The 17,209-nt window shown below is 68.5% G+C and carries 12 protein-coding genes; 5 read left to right on the top strand and 7 right to left on the bottom strand.

All coding sequences use genetic code 11. The annotated features are described in order from the left end of the window. Nucleotides 1-2: 2 nt before the first annotated feature. The 5 genes from VGK20_02915 to VGK20_02895 all read right to left on the bottom strand — a co-directional run bounded on the left by VGK20_02915 (nt 3) and on the right by VGK20_02895 (nt 6,721). A complete protein-coding gene (locus VGK20_02915) occupies nt 3-773 on the bottom strand; it encodes a beta-ketoacyl synthase chain length factor (GenBank protein ID HEY2772986.1) in 771 nt (256 codons plus the stop codon). After that, the gene (locus VGK20_02910) at nt 770-1,978 is read right to left on the bottom strand and encodes a beta-ketoacyl-ACP synthase (GenBank protein HEY2772985.1); all 1,209 of its coding nucleotides are present in this window, start codon (nt 1,976-1,978) and stop codon (nt 770-772) included. The genes VGK20_02915 and VGK20_02910 overlap by 4 nt, the downstream gene beginning before the upstream one ends. Further along, nucleotides 1,975-2,988: a MipA/OmpV family protein gene (locus VGK20_02905; GenBank protein HEY2772984.1), complete on the bottom strand. Its 1,014-nt coding sequence runs from the start codon at nt 2,986-2,988 to the stop codon at nt 1,975-1,977. The genes VGK20_02910 and VGK20_02905 overlap by 4 nt, the downstream gene beginning before the upstream one ends. A 118-nt stretch (nt 2,989-3,106) precedes the next feature. Beyond that, nucleotides 3,107-5,911 carry a dockerin type I domain-containing protein gene (locus VGK20_02900; protein ID HEY2772983.1) on the bottom strand — a complete coding sequence of 935 codons (2,805 nt, stop codon included), beginning with the start codon at nt 5,909-5,911 and terminating at the stop codon, nt 3,107-3,109. A gap of 9 nt (nt 5,912-5,920) precedes the next feature. Then, nucleotides 5,921-6,721 carry a dienelactone hydrolase family protein gene (locus tag VGK20_02895; GenBank protein HEY2772982.1) on the bottom strand — a complete coding sequence of 267 codons (801 nt, stop codon included), beginning with the start codon at nt 6,719-6,721 and terminating at the stop codon, nt 5,921-5,923. A gap of 157 nt (nt 6,722-6,878) precedes the next feature. On the opposite strand from VGK20_02895, the gene VGK20_02890 reads away from it, so the two are divergent. Both VGK20_02890 and VGK20_02885 read left to right on the top strand, forming a co-directional pair. After that, nucleotides 6,879-9,326 carry a Smr/MutS family protein gene (locus VGK20_02890; protein ID HEY2772981.1) on the top strand — a complete coding sequence of 816 codons (2,448 nt, stop codon included), beginning with the start codon at nt 6,879-6,881 and terminating at the stop codon, nt 9,324-9,326. Between the two features lie 537 nt (nt 9,327-9,863). Continuing rightward, the gene (locus tag VGK20_02885; protein ID HEY2772980.1) at nt 9,864-10,949 is read left to right on the top strand and encodes a pilus assembly protein TadG-related protein; all 1,086 of its coding nucleotides are present in this window, start codon (nt 9,864-9,866) and stop codon (nt 10,947-10,949) included. A 16-nt stretch (nt 10,950-10,965) separates the two neighbouring features. Here VGK20_02885 and VGK20_02880 read toward each other — a convergent pair whose 3' ends face one another. Together VGK20_02880 and VGK20_02875 are read right to left on the bottom strand one after the other, a co-directional pair. Continuing rightward, a complete protein-coding gene (locus tag VGK20_02880) occupies nt 10,966-11,967 on the bottom strand; it encodes an MBL fold metallo-hydrolase (GenBank protein HEY2772979.1) in 1,002 nt (333 codons plus the stop codon). After that, nucleotides 11,964-12,326, bottom strand: coding sequence for a DUF3024 domain-containing protein (locus tag VGK20_02875; protein ID HEY2772978.1), 363 nt, complete (start codon nt 12,324-12,326; stop codon nt 11,964-11,966). The genes VGK20_02880 and VGK20_02875 overlap by 4 nt, the downstream gene beginning before the upstream one ends. A 139-nt stretch (nt 12,327-12,465) precedes the next feature. Between VGK20_02875 and VGK20_02870 the strand changes: the two genes are divergently transcribed. The 3 genes from VGK20_02870 (at nt 12,466) to VGK20_02860 (ending at nt 17,195) form a co-directional block, all read left to right on the top strand. Continuing rightward, nucleotides 12,466-14,331, top strand: a complete 1,866-nt coding sequence (locus tag VGK20_02870; protein ID HEY2772977.1) for a glycosyltransferase family 39 protein — start codon at nt 12,466-12,468, stop codon at nt 14,329-14,331. After that, nucleotides 14,300-15,703 carry a magnesium transporter gene (mgtE, locus tag VGK20_02865; protein HEY2772976.1) on the top strand — a complete coding sequence of 468 codons (1,404 nt, stop codon included), beginning with the start codon at nt 14,300-14,302 and terminating at the stop codon, nt 15,701-15,703. The genes VGK20_02870 and mgtE overlap by 32 nt, the downstream gene beginning before the upstream one ends. Before the next feature lie 106 nt (nt 15,704-15,809). Continuing rightward, complete coding sequence (locus VGK20_02860; GenBank protein ID HEY2772975.1) at nt 15,810-17,195, top strand: FAD-dependent oxidoreductase; 1,386 nt, start codon at nt 15,810-15,812, stop codon at nt 17,193-17,195. The last annotated feature ends 14 nt before the right edge of the window (nt 17,196-17,209 follow it).

Raw genomic sequence — 17,209 nt, 5'->3', positions numbered from 1 at the left:
ATTTACTGCCCGCGCCTGGTCCAGATCCACTGGCGGCCGTTGCCCGGCAGCACGAGGCGGCTTTCGCCGGCGAGCATCCAGCGCAGGAATTCCGCTGCGTCCGACCAGCCGCGGCGATCGGCTTCAGCGGCCGCGACCGCCACACCCGGGACCGCTGTTTCGTCGCTGCCGCGTACGTCGAACCCGAGCGCGGTGCCGGCGCCGTGCGACTCGAGCAGGAGAGCAACCGCGTAGACCGCCTGAGGATCGTCGATCAGCGAGTGGAAGTCCTCGCACAGCGGGACATCTCCCGTCACCAGCAGCACCGGCCGTCCCGGCTCGCGGTGCAGGTGGGTGGCCGCTTCGAGAAAGCCGCACGCAAAAGACTCGGCGCGAGCCGACAGCGCGCTGGCCGCGCGGCGGTTCCCCGCCGCGATCGAGAACAGCGCCGACTGCGCATTGTGCACCGTGTGCGTGAAGCGCGACGGCGACATGCGCTCGTCGCGGGCAATGTTCTTCAGCAGCGGCACCGACTCGTTGATGCTGCCGTAGCGGGACGCGAATACCGTGCGTGCGCGTTCGCGATCATCCACCGTCGTCGCACCCCAGGCCGCGGTCAGCATCGCGCGCGACAGCGGCGTGCAGCGGCGGCGCAGCATTGCCGGGATCTCGCGCGCCTCGGGTACTCCGTCGGCTCGCAGCCGCTCGGGCGATTTCGCCCAGCGCTGCCACGCGCTCTCGTCTTCGATGCCCGGAGCCCAGGCCGACCAGCGCGAAACGACGACGTCGATCATGGCCGTGACGCCGCCAGCACCAGCGTGCAGTTGTTGCCGCCGAATCCGAACGAGTTGCTCATGAGCCACGCGGTCGGACCGACGCGGGCGCGACGCGCATCGCCGACGAAATCGAGGCGAGGCAGGGCCGGATCGGCCGCCGCATCCCAGCGGTGAGGCGGCAGCAGCAGCTCGTCGCCGTCGCGACGCTCGAGAATCTGCGCGCAGAAGGCGGCCTCGGTAGCTCCCGCCGCGCCGAGCGTATGGCCCGTCAGCGGCTTGGTCGAGCTTACCGGGGTGCGCTCGCCGAACAGCGCGGAGATCGCACGGCACTCCATGGCATCGTTGGCCGGGGTACCGGTACCGTGGATGTTGAGGTAGGCGATATCTTCGGGCGCCAGGCCTGCGTCCTCGAGCGCCGATCGCATTGCCGAAAGCGCGCCGGCGCCGTCCGGATCCGGCGCCGACATGTGGTGCGCCTCGCTCGATTCGCCGACGCCGACGAGTTGCACGCCGCCCTCCTCGCGCTCGACGACGAAGAACGCACCGGCCTCCCCGAGCGTGAGACCGCAGCGGTGCAGGCTGCAGGGATTGGTCAGCTCTTCGCAGACGAGGCCGAGGGAGCTGAAGCCGTTGCAGGTGAGCCCGCAGATCGTGTCGGTCGCACCGCAGACCACCGCGTCGGCAACCCCCATGGCCAGCAGCGCGCGTGCAGAGGCCAGGGCCCTCGCCCCGGAAGAGCACGCCGTCGAGAGCGTGAACGACGGTCCGGTCACCCCGAGCCAGCTCGATACGAACTCGGAGATCCCGCCGAACTCCAGCTGCGCCGAGCGGAATCGTCGCGGCAAGGCTCCGCTGCGCTCGCGAATGCGGATCGCTTCTTCGGCGTCGCCGACGCCGGAGGTACTGGTGCCCGCGACGACCGCGACGCGGCCGCGGCCGAAACGATCGATCGCGCTGCGGATCGGCGCTTCGATCTGGCCGAGCACGTACGCGGCGAGGCGATTGTTGCGGCAGTCGTATTCGGCAAATTCCTCGCCGAGCTGCGGCAGCCCGGCATCGACCATTGCGACGAGAATTTCTCGTTCGGGCGCGAGCCCGGCGCGCCGCACGAAGCGCGAAGTGTCGCCGCAGACGAGGCGCTGCCAGCACTGGTCGGGATCGTTGCCGAGCGCGTTGGCCATGCCGACTGCGGCAAGGCGGCACGAAGCGGAGGCTCGCTTCATCCGGCCGGCCTCGCTGCGGAATCGATTTTCGCGGGCGCGGGAGAAGCGGCGGGCGCGTGCGAATGTTCGGGCGGCGCGGCGGAGTCTTCGGACGGCGTGGCTGACGCCCGGGAGCCTTCCGGCGGCGCGGCTGGCGCTCGCGAGCCTTCTGGCGGCGCGGCTGGCGCTCGCGCCTTTCGCGCCGCAACGTTGGCCTCCGCGCCTACCGGAACCATCTCGCTCGATTTCAGCCACACCCAGCCGATCGCAATGCCTCCGACGACTGCGCTGCGCGTCGCCACCAGCGGACTGTTCTCGAAGCTCGCGCCGTCCAGGTTGACGTAGCGAACGAACAGACCGGCGTAAAAAGGACCGAAGTAGCGACTGACGCCGGCGGCCAGGCGCACTCCTGCATAGCCGCCATCTGCGCCGTAAGCGCGGCGGGTCGTCGTCGCGAAGCGTGGCGCAACGCCGTAGACGTACTGGTCGTAATCGTCGCTCGCGAACTCGAGCCCGGCATTGGCCTCCAGGCGCCAGGCTTCCGGCTCGTAGCGGTAGACGAGCTTGGGACTGGCAACGAAGCCTTCGTACGAAAAGTTGTCGGTATCGATCGCCAGCGCGATGCGAACCGGAACGTCCACCTGCAGCGTGTGCCGGCCGTCGCCGGACTGGCGGACCGGGAAGATCAGCGTCGGTCCGAGCTCGGCGATCCAGTCGAGATCCGGCATGCCGCGGCGCCGGTCGTTCCTGCTGCTGTTGACGGGAACCTGGCCGCCCGCCGACAGGTCCAGGTGCACGAAATCGGCGGCGAAGATCTTCGTCTGGATCGATTCGCGGTCGAGGCGAAGACGCGGCCCGCGATAGACGATCCACGGGAACGGCAACGCGTGGAAACGGTACTGGTCGGAACCGGTGTAATCGGGCTGCCCGTAAAACACGCCGCCGACTCCGAGCTCCCACTTGGGACGCTCCTCGGCCGCGACCGGCATCGTCGTTGCCATCAGCGAGAGAGCAACGAACGCAGCCGTCATCGCACGACGCGCTGCCGCAGTGCATCGGCAAAGCTGCATCCGGCCGAACCTAGGTGCCCGCGACGGACCGATCAAGCGCGGGCCTGGTGCGCTCGTCGCGCCGGGCAGCGGTGGACCGTCAGCAATTGCAGGCGAGGGTGACCTGGATGCCGACCGAGAACTTGAGCACCAGCAGCGCGTCGGAAGCCGTCAGCGTTCCACTCGAGTTGACGTCGCAGACGCAGACCTTGCCCTGGCACTGGGTGCCTCCCACCGCGGCCTTGAGGATGCTCAGCGCATCGGAAGCCTTGATGCTCGAATCGCCGTTGACGTCGCCGCAGGTCACGGCGGGACAATTCGGGATCGGCGTGTGCGAGCAGCCGAGGCCGCCATTGGTGCACGCGTCCGTCGTGCAGTCGTCGTTGTCGTTGCAGTTGGTCGGGGCGCCGCCGGCGCAATTGCCGTCACCATCACAGGAAGACGTCACGGTGCAAGGGTTGCCGTCGTCGCACCACGAGCCGAATGCGTCGGGGGCATCACAGGCTTTTGCCTGTTCGTCACAGGATTCGGCGCAATTGCCATCGCCGTCGGGGCCGGGACACGGATCGCCGGCGTGCACGCTGCATGCACCGCCGCTGCAGGTGTCGGCACCGTTGCAGAAAACCGCATCGTCGCACGCAGAGCCGTCCGGATCCGGCCCCTCGCACGCTTTTGCCTGCTCGTTGCACGACTGCGAGCAATTGCCGTCACCGTTCGGGCCGGGACACGGATCGCCCGGATGAAAACCGCACAGGCCGCCGTCGCAGCTGTCGGCGCCGTTGCAGAACACGCCGTCGTCGCACGCCGAGCCGTCCGGATCCGGAGCGTCACAGGCCTTGGTATTCTCGTTGCACGACTCCGAGCAGTTGCCGTCGCCGTCGGCGCCCGGACAGGGACTGCCGGCATGTCCGCTGCAAGCGCCGTTCTGGCAGAAGTCGGCGCCGTTGCAGAAAATGCCGTCGTCGCAGGGACTGCCGTTCGGATCGGGACCCGTGCAGCCGGCCGCGCTGTCGCTGCACGATTCGGAACAGTCGCTGTCACCGTCCGGGCCTGGGCAGGCCGGCGCCGAATGCTGGCTGCAATTGCCGCCGGCGCAGGTATCGGTGCCGTCGCAGAAAAGGCCGTCGTCGCACGCGGATCCATCGGGGTCCGGCGCCGTGCACGCGTGTTTGTTCTCGTCGCACGATTCCGAGCAGTTCGCGTCGCCGTCGGGGCCGGGGCACGGGTTGCCCGCGTGGATGCTGCAGGCACCGCCGCTGCACGAGTCGGCGCCGTCACAGAACGAGCCGTCGCTGCACGGTGAGCCGTCCGGATCGGGAGCCGTGCAGGCAGCCGTCTGCTCGTTGCACGTTTCCGAGCAGTTCGCGTCGCCGTCTGGGCCTGGGCACGGATTGCCCGAATGTACGCTGCAGCTTCCATTGAGGCAGCTGTCGGTGCCGTTGCAGAAGATGCCGTCGTTGCACGGCGAGCCGTTCGCATCGGCGCCTTCGCAGCTTTTCAGCGGCTCGCTGCAGGTCTCCGAGCAGTTGGCGTCCCCGTCGGGACCCGGGCACGGGTTGCCCGAATGCGCGCTGCAGTGCCCGCTCTGGCACGTGTCGGTGCCGTCGCAGAACAGCCCGTCCTCGCACGGCGAGCCGTTCGGATCGGGTGCATTGCAGGTCTTGCCCTGCTCGTTGCACGACTCCGCGCAGTTGGCGTCTCCGTCGGGGCCCGGGCACGGGCTGCCCGAGTGCGCGCTGCAGCTTCCGCTGTGGCAGCTGTCGGTGCCGTTGCAGAACAGGCCGTCGTTGCATGCCGCGCCGTCCGGATCGGGCGCCGTGCACGTGTTGTTGCCCTCGTTGCAGGACTCCGAGCAGTTGCCGTCTCCGTCCGGCCCCGGGCACGGGTTGCCGCTGTGAACGTTGCAGGCTCCGCCCAGGCAATGGTCGCTGCCGTTGCAGAACACGCCGTCGTTGCACACCGAGCCGTCCGGGTCGGGCGCCGTGCACGTCTTGTTCAGCTCGCTGCACGATTCCGAGCAGTTGCTGTCGCCGTCCGGGCCGGCGCACGGGTTGCCGCTGTGCACGCTGCAGGTTCCATTGAGACAGGTGTCGGTGCCGTTGCAGAAGATGCCGTCGTCGCACGGGCTGCCGTTCGGGTCGGGGCCCGTGCAGCCGCCGGCGGCATCGCTGCACGACTCGGCGCAGTTGGCGTCGCCGTCCGGACCCGGACAGATCTGGCCGCTGTGCTTGCTGCAGTGGCCGGCGCCATCGCACGAGTCGGTGCCGTCGCAGAACAGGCCGTCGTCGCAGAACGCTCCGTTGGCATCGAACATGCACGATGACGAGCAGCAATCACCGTCGGCGAGGTTGCCGTCGTCGCACTGCTCGGTGATTTCGACCTTGCCGTTGCCGCACTGCTCCTCGTCGAACTCGACGTGCAGGAAGTAGCGGTTGAGCTTTCCGCCTCCGTAGACGGAAACGCGGATCAGGTAGGTTCCCGGCTGCAGGATGCGGTGCACGAGGCGCGAGCACAGCGCGATTCCCGAGTCGTCGTCGAAGGCCATGCACGGAAGGTCGTCGCCGTACTGGCCGGCGCAGTTGGACGGCGCACCGGGATGCAGCAGCTCGACGATCGTGTCGCCGGGGCAGCCTCCAAAGCCGTTGGTGGTCTCGGCGACCAGCACGCGCGGAGCATCCAGCGTGAACGTGTACTCGTCGAAGGAGCCGGCCGGGAAGCTTCCCTCGAAGTCCCCGCCGGAGCTGACGTCCACCGGAGTGAACATCGTCGTGGTCGTGGTACCGGTGAACAACGTCGTCGTCGTGGTCGTCGACGAAAACTGCGCGTGGGCTGCGGCCGGAAGCGCAAGCAGAGCCGCCGCCAGCGTGAACCCTCGAACGATCCCCATGTTTGTCACGGAGCCCATTGGCAGCCTTCAGCCCGCGGCCACGGCCGCGCCCCCGCGCAGCCGTTCGCCGAAGAATTCGATGACGCGCTGGGCGGCCCGCTTCGTCGGTTGTCCCTGTTCGTCGATCAGATGCTCGGTCAGCACGCTGTGGGGCCGTTTCATCAGCGCGTCGGGGTTCGCGCAGGAATCCTCGAGCTCGATGCCTTCGAAAGCATCGCCGATCTCGCGTCGCAGCGTCTCGAACTTGGAGCCAGGCGACGAGAAGTCCCCCTTGAAGCGAAGGCCGAGCACCTTGTCGCCCTTCGCGCAGCGCTCCTTGACGCAGCGAAGCTCTTCGGGAGAAACGTGCAGCGCCGCACCGCGGGCCGCGTCGATGCAGAACGGCATCGACGGCTGGGAAAGCACCGGCGCCATCAGACTCGGCTCCATCATCATCGACAGTGCGAAGTTGCCGGAGAAGCACATGCCGACGGCGCCGACCGGTCCGCCGCCGGTCTCCGCCGACGCGTGCCGGGCGAGCGCGCGCAGCCAGTTGGTGACCGGACTGGAGCGGTGCGAGGCCAGCACGGCGAATTCGCGACTGATGCAGACCTTCGCCATCGACGCGAGCACGTAAAGATGGGTAGGAGCGCGCCCGACCTCACCGACCAGAAGCGGCATGTAGACGCGGAAGCCCGCTTCGACCACCCAGTCGGCAAAGCGCACGACCTTCGGCGTAATGCCTGGGATCTCGTGGATCACGATCACGGCCGGCCCCTGGCCGCGCACGTAGACCGACTTCTCCCTTCCTTCCCACGAGAACCTCGTTGCGCGGTAATCCGAAAGCATCCGACCCTCCGTCGCGGCGGGGGCCATTTCGCGTCGGACGGCGCGGTGACGCAAGAGGTGGCGCCTGGGCGCCTGCCAGGCGGGCGGCCCGGCGATGAATCCTGCGAGGGGCAACAGGTGCGGGCGTTGCGGAATCTTCCGGGGTAAGAGGCCGTCGGTGGCGCTTCCTGATCCAGTTCGAATTGCCCGGCTCGCTCAGCTCGGCGACCGCACGCTGGCCGGCCTCGACTGGCCGTTCGTCGTCGAAATGCTGGCCTCCTGCGCCCGCACGCCGGCAGGCCGCCGCGCCGCGCGGTCGGTCGCTCTTCGAAGCGACATCGATGCGATCACCGAGAGCTTCGACGAGATCGACGAGCTGCGCACCCTGGAGGAACGGGGGCTCGGAAGTCCGCCGGTTTCCGGAGCCGAAGAAATTACCGACATGCTGGTGCGCGCGGCGCGCGGCGAGGTTCTCGACCTCGAGGACATCGCCATCGTGCGCTCCACGCTGGCGTCGCTCGTGGCTCTCCAGGATTTCCTTGCGGCCAACCGCAATGCGGCGCCCGTGCTCGCACGTGTCGGCACGGCAGCAATCGTCGACCGGGCGCTGTCCCGGTCCTTTGAGTCGGCCCTCGACGAGCACGGGGCGCTCTCGGCGACGACGTATCCCGTACTCGGGGAGCTGCGCCGCCGCATCGCCGGCCTCGAGCGCAGCATCCGCGACACCCTGGAAGGAATCCTCGAGTCCGCCGAGTACGCCGACATTCTCCAGGACCGCTACGTCACGACGCGTGGCGACCGCTTCGTCGTGCCGGTCAAGGCGCACGCGAAAGGGCTCGGGCTCGGAATCGTCCACGATGCGTCGCGGACCGAGCGGACGGTATTCGTCGAGCCCGCGGCAATCGTGCCCTCGGGCAACCAGAAGCGAATGGCCGAAGCGGCGCTGCGCGACGAGGAACGACGCATTCGCGCCGAGCTGTCAGCCGCCGCGGGAGCGTGCGCGGAACCTCTCGGTATCGCCCTCGACGCCGGTGCCCGCATCGACCTTGCGTGCGCGCGCGACCAGCTCGCACGGCGCCTCCAAGCTACTCGACCCGAAGTCGGCCGCGACGGCGTGCTGCGGCTTTTCGCTGCACGTCACCCGGTGCTCGCGTTGTCGATGACGACGGTCGTCGCCAGCGATCTCGTGCTCGAGCCGCGGCGTCCGGTGCTGGTGCTCACCGGACCGAACGCCGGCGGCAAGACCATTGCGATGAAGACGATCGGCCTTTGCGCGCTGCTGGTGCGCGCCGGCTGTTTTGTTCCCGCGCGCGACGGGTCGCGCGTCGACGTCTTCGATCCCGTCCTTGCCGACATCGGCGACATGCAGACGGTGCACGAAGGGTTGTCGAGCTTCTCGGCGCATCTTTCGACGCTGGCGGCGATGCTGGAGGCGGCCGGTCCCGGCAGCCTGCTGCTGCTCGACGAAATCGCGTCGGGAACCGATCCTGCGCAGGGCGGCGCGCTCGCTCGCGCCGTGATCGAGCGCCTTGCCGACGTCGGTGCCCGCATCGTTGCGACGACGCATTACACGCAGGTCAAGACGATGCATTCCGGCGACGCGCGCATCCAGGTCTCCGCGCTCGAGTACCGTGACGCGAAACCCACCTACCGCGTCGTGCCCGGTGAAGTGGGCGAAAGCCACGCCCTTGCCGCTGCTGCACGGCTGGGGCTGGACCCGAGCCTGCTCGAACGGGCCCGCGAGCTGATGGACCAAGGCGAAAGAGCGACGCTGGAGGCTCTCGAGGCGCTGGCTGAAGAGCGCTCTCGCCTCGGCACGCAGTTTCGCGAAGCCCAAGAGCGCGCACGGGCCATCGCGCAACGCGAAGCTGCGCTCGGGGAACGCGAGAGCGAGATCCAGGGACGAGCACGCGAGCTCGAGAAGAAAGCTGCGGCGGCGACGCTCAGGCGCCTGGACGAGGCGGAAGCCGAAGTGCGCCGGCGCCTCGACGCGCTTCGCGGCGAGGCGGACGAGCGCCGGGCGGCCGAGGCGCGCCAGGCTATCCGCGCCGCCCGCGAAGCGGCCGTGGGCGCCGGGCAAGCGCGCGAAGCGGTGTCCCGACCGGCACAAGTGGGAGATCACGTGCGGGTGATCGGCGTCGGTGTCAGCGGCGACGTCGTCGAAGCGGGGCTCGAGACGCTCGAGATCCGTGTGGGATCGATGACCGTCCGTGCCCGGCGGGGCGAAGTGGAGATCATCGTACCGGAGAGGGCCCCTGCGCGCGCAGCCTCGCGCGGCGGCCGCGCGCAAACGCGAGGCAGAGACGTTGCCCGCGGCGCAGCGTCGTCACACCACGACGAGAACGGAGGCAGCGACTGGCGCGAGCGCGCGATCCGAAGCGCTTCGAACACGCTGGACCTGCGCGGCGCGCGCGTCGAAGAAGCGCTCGAGAAGCTCCAGGATTTCCTCGACCGGGCGATGCTCGACAGTCGCGACTTCGTGTTCGTGCTCCACGGGCACGGCACCGGTGCGATGAAGAGCGCCGTGCGTCGCGCGCTCTCGTCGTCCCCGTACGTGCGGGAGTCGGCTCCGGCGAGCGACGACCAGGGAGGCGACGCGCTGACGGTCTCGCGCCTGCGCGACTGATCCGGCACCGTCGCGAGGGGGCCTGGCGCCCGCGCGACGGACGCTGGCTCGGGCATGACCAGCAACGGACGATTGCGCACACGTTCACTCGATCGAGTGGGCGTGCACATCGTCCGGTGACGCACCTTCTCGCGCGCCGAAACCCCCGGATGCGGGCTTCGCTGAATTCGTGCAATTTCGCACGTAAACACGCGGGTTTTCACCCGAAGGTGGAATTATTTTTCGCTCATTCAGTTAATCGCGGCATGTTCCGGTCAGCGCTATTTACAGACTGATCGTTCGCCGCCATTAGCAGTCTTCGGTCGCCGGCTATTCGGCGATCGCCGCTGCGGTACGGGGGTACCGTCCAGATCCCGGGACGCGACCAGTCCCGGAGAAATTGCGTGCAGAGCACAGCCGGCAGTCCTCGCAGGTGGACGAGCCGGTTGGAGCCGCAGTGCGATCTTCGGATCGCGACGCACGCGTCTGTCCTGCGCACCACTGCTGCGCTGCATGGAGTGCAGCGATGCCTGCGCCGGCACGGACGAGGAGGTTGCGATGAGTGGTCACGAAGCTTTCCCATTGCACGTGCAGCAGCAGCGCAACCCGCAGCGCGGTGCGACCGGGATCCTGATGGCGATGGCGCTCTTCTCGCTGCTCGCGACGGTCGCCCTCGTCGTCGACATCGGCTCGGGCCTGGTGACGAAGGCAGAGCTCGAGAATGTCTCCGACGCCGGCAGCCTTGCTGGCACCCGCGAGCTCGCGAAGGTCTACGAGACGCTCGGCGCGACGACGAGCTACAAGGACTACACGCTGTCGACCACCGACAAGGCGCGCATCCAGGCGAAGATCGATTCCGTGGCGGCGCTGAACAAAGCGGCCCGGGTCTCGATGACCGTCCTTAGCGCAGACGTGGTCTACGGCGTCTACGACACCACCAGCCACACCGTCACGCCCGAGACGAAGGGAGTGCGGGCGATCCAGATCGAGTCGAGGCGCGACTCGACGGCAAACGGCGTCGTGCCCACCACCGCGGCGCGGGTGCTCGCGATCGACAGCCTTTCGATCACCGCGACGTCAGCGGCAACGCTGAGCCCGCTCGGCGCCGTGCCGCCGGGCACCGAGCAGCTTCCGGTCGGCATTTCGTCGTTCTGGTTCGATTCCCACTCGTGCCAGAGCAACAACACGATCCAGTTCTACCCGACCGGGACCGCGACCGGATGCGCCGGCTGGGACACGTTCACCGACTCTCCGTCGAACGCCGCCAAGCTCAAGAACATCCTCAACGGGCTGCAGGACGGCAGCTACACGAGCCCGGCAACCACGGCAGGCGCGACGTCGTTCAACTTCACCGGCGGCACGGTTGCGAGCGCCTTCCCCGACATGGTGGCGCTCTACGACTCGAAGAAGGACGCCAGCGGCAACTGGACGGTGCTGATTCCGGTCTACCAGGACACGAGTTGCAGCAACCCGACCGGTTCCAAGCCGATCGTCGGGTTCGCCAAGGCCACGATCAATTCGGTGACTTCGGCGCCGTCGAAAGCGATGACGGCGCAGGTCGACTGCGGAATCACCGACATCGGGGCCGGCAACGGCAACAACGACTACGGCACGCTGTACGGTCTGCCGGGAATGGTCGAGTAGGCAGCCAGCAGTCCTGCTAGGCCGCGGCGGGCGTCTTCTTCGGCGCCGCAGCCGGCGCCAGGTCGTGCACGATGAAGCTCGCGATCCCGATCGCCGCCACGGCTTTGTCGTCGTGGCCCGGCACGACGACGAGACGAGGCTCGAGCATCGCGAACTTGTGGATGCGCCAGGCCTGCTCCCACCACAGCGCCATGTCCCACGCCGAAATCGGCCGCGCCGGCCAGCGCCAGCTGTTCTCGGTCCATGCCGCATCGCCGGTCAGCAGCACCGGCGCATCGGCCGTGCGCACGATCAGCCCCGTGCTGCCCGGCGTGTGACCGGCAAGGTCGACCGCAAGCAGGCTGCCGTCCCCGAGAAGGTCGTGGACCGCCACGAACGTGGCCATCGGCTTTTCCGCCTGGAAATCGATCTCCTGCCACCGCTCGATGCCTGCGAGCGCGTCGGTGTCGACGAAGTCCATTCGCGTCAGGCCGTGAAGGACCCAGTCCTTCTCGGCCTTCGCGACGATGACGGTTGCATTCGGAAAATCGCGGATGCCGCCCGTGTGGTCGAAGTGCAGGTGCGAGATCACGACCTTCTGCACGTTGGCGGGGTCCAGGCCGGCTGCGCGCATCTGGTCGGCCAGGCCCGCGCCCTCGGGCACGTCGAGCATATTGAGCCTGGCACCGAGCCATCCGACGAAATGCTCGGGATCGGTGCGCGCCCTTTGCGAGATCCCCGTGTCGAAAACGATCAGCCCGCCGCCCGGATGCTCGATGACGAAAGCCCACGCGCCCATCTGGATCACCGAAGTCCAGCTCCCGCCGGCAAACGCAGCACCCTCGGCGCTGCGCACGGCGCCGGTGCGGAACGCGTGGATGCGAACTCCCGCGACTCCCTCGTATGGCTGCGCCCAGCCTTCGAGCGTCGAGTCGATCTTCGGAATCGGAAGCGGTGAATGACAGGCGAGTGCGACGGAGCCGAGCAATGCGGCGACGAGGACCACCGGCCCACTGCGGATGGGACGAGCCAGGATCAAGACCAGTAACAGCCGAACGGGTCGCGCGCGATCTCCGACAGGCAATCGTCGATCGATCCGACAAAGGGATCGCAGCCCTGTCCGCAATACGCGGTCCAGCGCCCGTTGCCCTTCTTCCAGAAGAGCTGGTAGCCGCCGTCGACGCAGCGGAGCTGGGCGATCCGGTCTTCGATGATCTCTCCTGCGCAAAGGACGCGGTGCTGGTGCACGAGCGTGAAAATGCCGCCGGCGCTCGAGAACACGTGGATCGATCCGCGTGGTCCGACGCGCGACGCGAGATGGCGCCGGGCAAGCGCGGCAAGGAAATCGAAGACCGATGCTAGCCGGGAAGGAAGCGAAGAGGCCGAGGTCAGCGGCATGGCGGCGGAGGCTAGCCAAGGCCGGAGCCGGCGGCAAATCCTCTACGCACGGGTGGCAAGCGCCGGTGCGCCGGTTATAACGTCACGATTCCCACGGCCGTCCATCGCGCCGGGACACCATGGTCGCCGGTCTTCCAGGATGAAGGGCTACGGGCGCCTCGTTGCGGGAGCCGCCATCGCCGGCTTCCTCGCGCTGGCTGCGCTCGTCGCGGCGCCCGCGATCAGCGACCGCACACCGTTCTTCACCAAAGGCGAGCCGCGCGAGGCGCTGGTCGTCCAGACCATCGTCCGCGGCGAAGGGCTCGTTCTGCCGCGCCGTAACGGCGACGAGCTTCCGTCCAAACCGCCGCTGTTCCACTGGATGGCGGCGCTGTCGTGCCTGGCCCGCGGAGCGACGAGCGAGAGCGCGATCCGCCTTCCCGGGCTCGTGCTGGCGCTTACGGCCGCGGCTGCCACCGCGATGGCGGCATGGACGTGGTGGGGTCCCGCAACGGCGGTCGTGGTCGTCGTGGTGCTCGGGACGAGCTTCCAGTGGCTGGCGTCCTCGGTCAGCGCGCGCGTGGACGTCGTGCTGGCTGCGCTGATCACGATGGCACTGCTCCTGTTCGAGCACGCCGTCGCGACCGGCCGGCGCGTGCCCGCGATCGTCTTCGCGCTGCTCACTGCGGCAACTCTGACCAAGGGGCCGATCGGCCTGGTGCTGCCTTGCACGGTCGCGCTGGTGACCCTGGCCGTGCGCGGCGAGCTGCGCTTCGTCGGCTGGCGTGAAGTCCGCCTGCTCGCGCTCGCCGCGGGCGCGGCGCTGGTGTGGTACGCCGCAGCGCTGGCCAGCGGCGGCAGCGCGTTCTTCGCGAAGCAGATTCTCAAGGAGAACTTCTACCGCGTCATCGATCCGGATTCGGTCGAGGCCGGGCACGTCGCACCGTTCTGGTACTACGTTCCGCTTCTGGCGGCGGGGATGGCGCCATGGACGCTGTTCGCTCCCGGCCTGGTGGCGTTCGCGCTGCTTCCGGTACGCGGCAGCGACACGCAGGCACTGCCGGAAGGCCCCCCAGCCGACGACGGATCCTCGCAGGCACCGCCGCCCGTTTCCGCGGCTTCGGCCGGCCCTTCGCCGGCTCTTGTCGCCGCGCGCGCGCGTATCGTTTTCTGCGTGGTCTGGGGAGCAGTCACGTTCGTGCTGTTCTCCGCGGCCGGCTCCAAGCGAGCGGTCTACCTTCTGCCGGCTTACCCGGCTTACGCGATGCTCGTCGGCACGTCGTGGTCGCGCATCGTGCGCGCCGGCGCCGGCGGAGTTGCGCGCGCACTGCTCGTGACCGGCGCTGCAGCAATCGCAGCCCTTCTCGTCACCATCGCGCTGCTGCTCGTCGTGGCGGCGGCCGGGGTGCCGGCCGCTGCCTGGCTCCGCCACTTCGTCAGCAACGCGGACGTTGGAAACGTCGTGCCGATGCTCGAGGCCATCCATGACAATCGTGCCCTCGTGCTGGCCTGCGCGGCCGCGATCCTTGCCGCCGCGTGGGCGACGATCACTTTCGCGAGGGCCGGACGCTGGGCCAGGGTCGTCGCAGCCACGGTCGTCGCCGTGCTGGCACTGGCCGCCACCGTCTCGACGACGCTGCTGCCGGCAGTGGCGTCGAAGAGAAGCGCTCGCGACTTCGTCTCCCGTGTGCAGGGCCTGGTTCCACTGGAGTCTCCGCTGTTCTTTTACCGGGCGTTCGATTATGGGGCCGTCTTCTACCGGGGCGCGCCGATTCCCGTGCGCGAGTCGCTCGCCGACGTCCCCGGAATTGACGGAGCCTGGCTCCTGACGTGGCCCGCGTACCTGCCGGACCTCAACGGCGAGGCGCGGAAACTCGCGACCGGCGACGAAGCAGCCGGAGCGTACGAGGTCGAGGAGGCAATCGCCCCCGAGGACCACGACCCTTCGGACCGGACTTCGCTCGTCCTGGTGCGCATCAAGAGGCGGATCGGAGATGAGCGCTCCGACGGAAACCGAGATCGCTGATCACGGCGACCTGCGTTCCCTGCTCGAGGCAGGGGACGAGGCCGCGGTGCGCAGCTCGATCTCGGACCTGCATCCCGCCGATCTCGCCGATCTTCTCGACAGCCTCGAAGAGCCCGAACGCCAGCTACAGCTCTTTCGCCTCCTCGATCCGGAGACCGCCTCCGAAGTCGTCCGCGAAGCCAACGACCACTCGAAAGCCGCGCTCGTCGAGTTGCTTTCGGACGCTCGACTGAGCTCGGTCCTCGAGCGTCTCGACACCGACGACGCGGCCGATCTGCTCGGCCATCTCGAGGAAGACCGCAAGGACCGCCTGCTGCGCCGCGCCAGCCCCGAAGTGCGGCGCAACGTCGCCGGGCTGCTGACGTACCCCGAAGACACCGCCGGCGGCATCATGAAGACCGAGGTCGCGGTCGCGACCACGACCGACACGGTGCGCGAGGTCGTCGACTCGATCCGGCGACACGCCGACGACTTCCACGACATCCAGGAAATCTTCGTGACGGACACGCAGCGGCGCCTGAAGGGCCTGGTCCCCCTTCGCGCGCTGCTGCTGAACGACGACGAGACGCCGCTCGAGCGCTTCATGACCGACGAGCCGATCTCGGTGCGCGTGGACGAGGACCAGGAGGAAGTGGCGCGCGTCTTCGAGAAATACGATCTCGTGGCCGTACCGGTGCTGGACGCGCTCGGGCGCGTAGTAGGCCGCATCACCGTCGACGACATCGTCGACGTCATGGTCGAGGAAGAGACCGAGAACGTGCTGCGCATGGGCGCCGTCGAGCCGGGCGCCCTCGATCATCCGTACTTGACCACCCCGTTCTCGACGATGGTGCGCAAGCGGGCGACCTGGCTCGTCGCGCTGTTCCTCGGCGAAATGCTGACAGCCACCGCGATGGGGTATTTCGAGGACGAGATCTCCAAAGCCGTCGTGCTCGCGCTGTTCGTGCCGCTGATCATCTCGAGCGGCGGCAACTCCGGCTCCCAGGCTTCGACCATCATCATCCGCGCGATGGCGCTCGGCGAGTTCGGGCTGTCCGACTGGTGGAGGATCGCGCGCCGCGAAGTGATGTCCGGCCTGGCGCTAGGCACGATTCTCGGCTGTATCGGCTTCCTGCGCATCGCCCTCTGGAGCGCGTTCACCAACCTTTACGGACCGCACTGGATCCTGGTCGGCATCACGGTGTCGCTGTCGCTGGTGGGAGTCGTGCTGTGGGGCACGATCTCCGGCTCGATGCTGCCGCTGCTGCTGCGCCGGCTCGGCGCCGACCCGGCGGCCTCGTCCGCCCCGTTCGTTGCGACTCTCGTCGATGTCACCGGCCTCGTGATCTACTTCAGCGTCGCGATGCTCGTGATGCACGGTACCATCCTCTAGCAGCCAGCCTTGCCGTGTGCGCGCCCGGGTTGCAGCCCCGCCGGCACCGGAGCACAAGGAGGCGCGGCGAGGGGCCGGCGCCGCCAGAACGCGACGGCAGGATCCGATGGCGGCGGCAACTCCCGGCACCAGTACCAGACCTCTTCGCGTCGCCGTCATCGGCGCCGGGCCTGCAGGTTTCTACACCGTCGAAGCGCTGCTCAAGCGCCCAGGCCTCGTCGTCGAGGTCGATCTCATCGAAAAGCTGCCCGCGCCCTACGGCCTGCTCCGCTACGGAGTGGCGCCGGACCACCCGAAGATCAAAGCCGTGTCTGCCGCGTGGGACCGCCTGTGCGAGGACCCGCGCGTGCGTTACCTCGGCAACGTGCGAGTCGGCACCGACGATCTCAGCGTCACCGACCTCGAGCTCTGTTACGACCAGGTCGTGTTCGCGACGGGCTGTGAGAGCGATCGCCGCCTCGGGATTGCCGGCGAGGATCTGCCGGGAAGTCTTTCCGCCACCGAATTCGTCGCGTGGTACAACGGCCACCCGGAGTTCACGTCGCTCGACGTCGATCTGGACGTCGAAAGAGCCGTCGTCATCGGCATCGGCGACGTCGCGATGGACCTTGCGCGCATCCTGCTGCGTGACCCCGGCGACCTTGCGACGACCGACATCGCCGACTACGCACTCGAAGCGCTGCGGCACAGCCGCATCCGCGAGGTCGTGATTCTCGCCCGACGCGGTCCGGCCGAGTCGGCATTCGCAGCCAAGGAGCTGGAGGACATCGGCGAGCTGCCCGGTGTCGCCGTCCGTCTCGACCGCGAGCTCGTCGGCCGCGATCTCGACGCCACCGATCCCCACAGTACCCACGACCGCCACAAGCTCGAAGTGCTCTCGTCGCTCGGCGCGAACCCGCCGCTGGCGGCAACCAGGCATCTCGAACTGCGCTTTCTTCACTCGCCGGTCCAGCTGTGCGGTGACGAGCGCGTGCGATCGTTGCGCATCGAGAAGAACATGCTCGTGCGCGACGAGGCCGGACGCTCCGCGGCCACGGGAACAGGTGTCTTCGAGGAGATGGAGACCGGGCTCGTGCTGCGCGCAGTCGGCTATCGCGGCGTACCGATCGCCGAGCTGCCGTTCGACGAAAGGGCCGGAATCGTGCCGAACCTGGATGGGCGCGTGCATCGCGGCTACGATGCGCCGGCGAAGCTGTACGTCGCCGGCTGGATCAAGCGCGGTGCCACCGGGGTCGTGGGAACCAACAAGGCCGACGCCGCCGCCACCGTCGCCAGGATGATCGAAGACCTGCCGCTGCTGCCGGCATCGCCGTCCGGCGACGTCGCGCGCACCGCCGTCGACGCGCTGCTGGCCGCGCGCGGCGTTCGCGTCGTCGGCTGGCCCCAGTGGAAGCTCATCGACCGCCGCGAACGCGACCTCGGAGCGACGTCGGGGCGCATCCGCCGCAAGTTGACGACGATCGACGAACTGCTTGCTGCGGCCGGGGCCTGATCGCGCGAGCCGGC

This window comes from Candidatus Binatia bacterium (assembly GCA_036493895.1).
GTDB lineage: Bacteria > Desulfobacterota > Binatia > UBA1149 > CAITLU01 > DATNBU01.
This window is presented reverse-complemented; position numbering and strand designations above follow the sequence as displayed.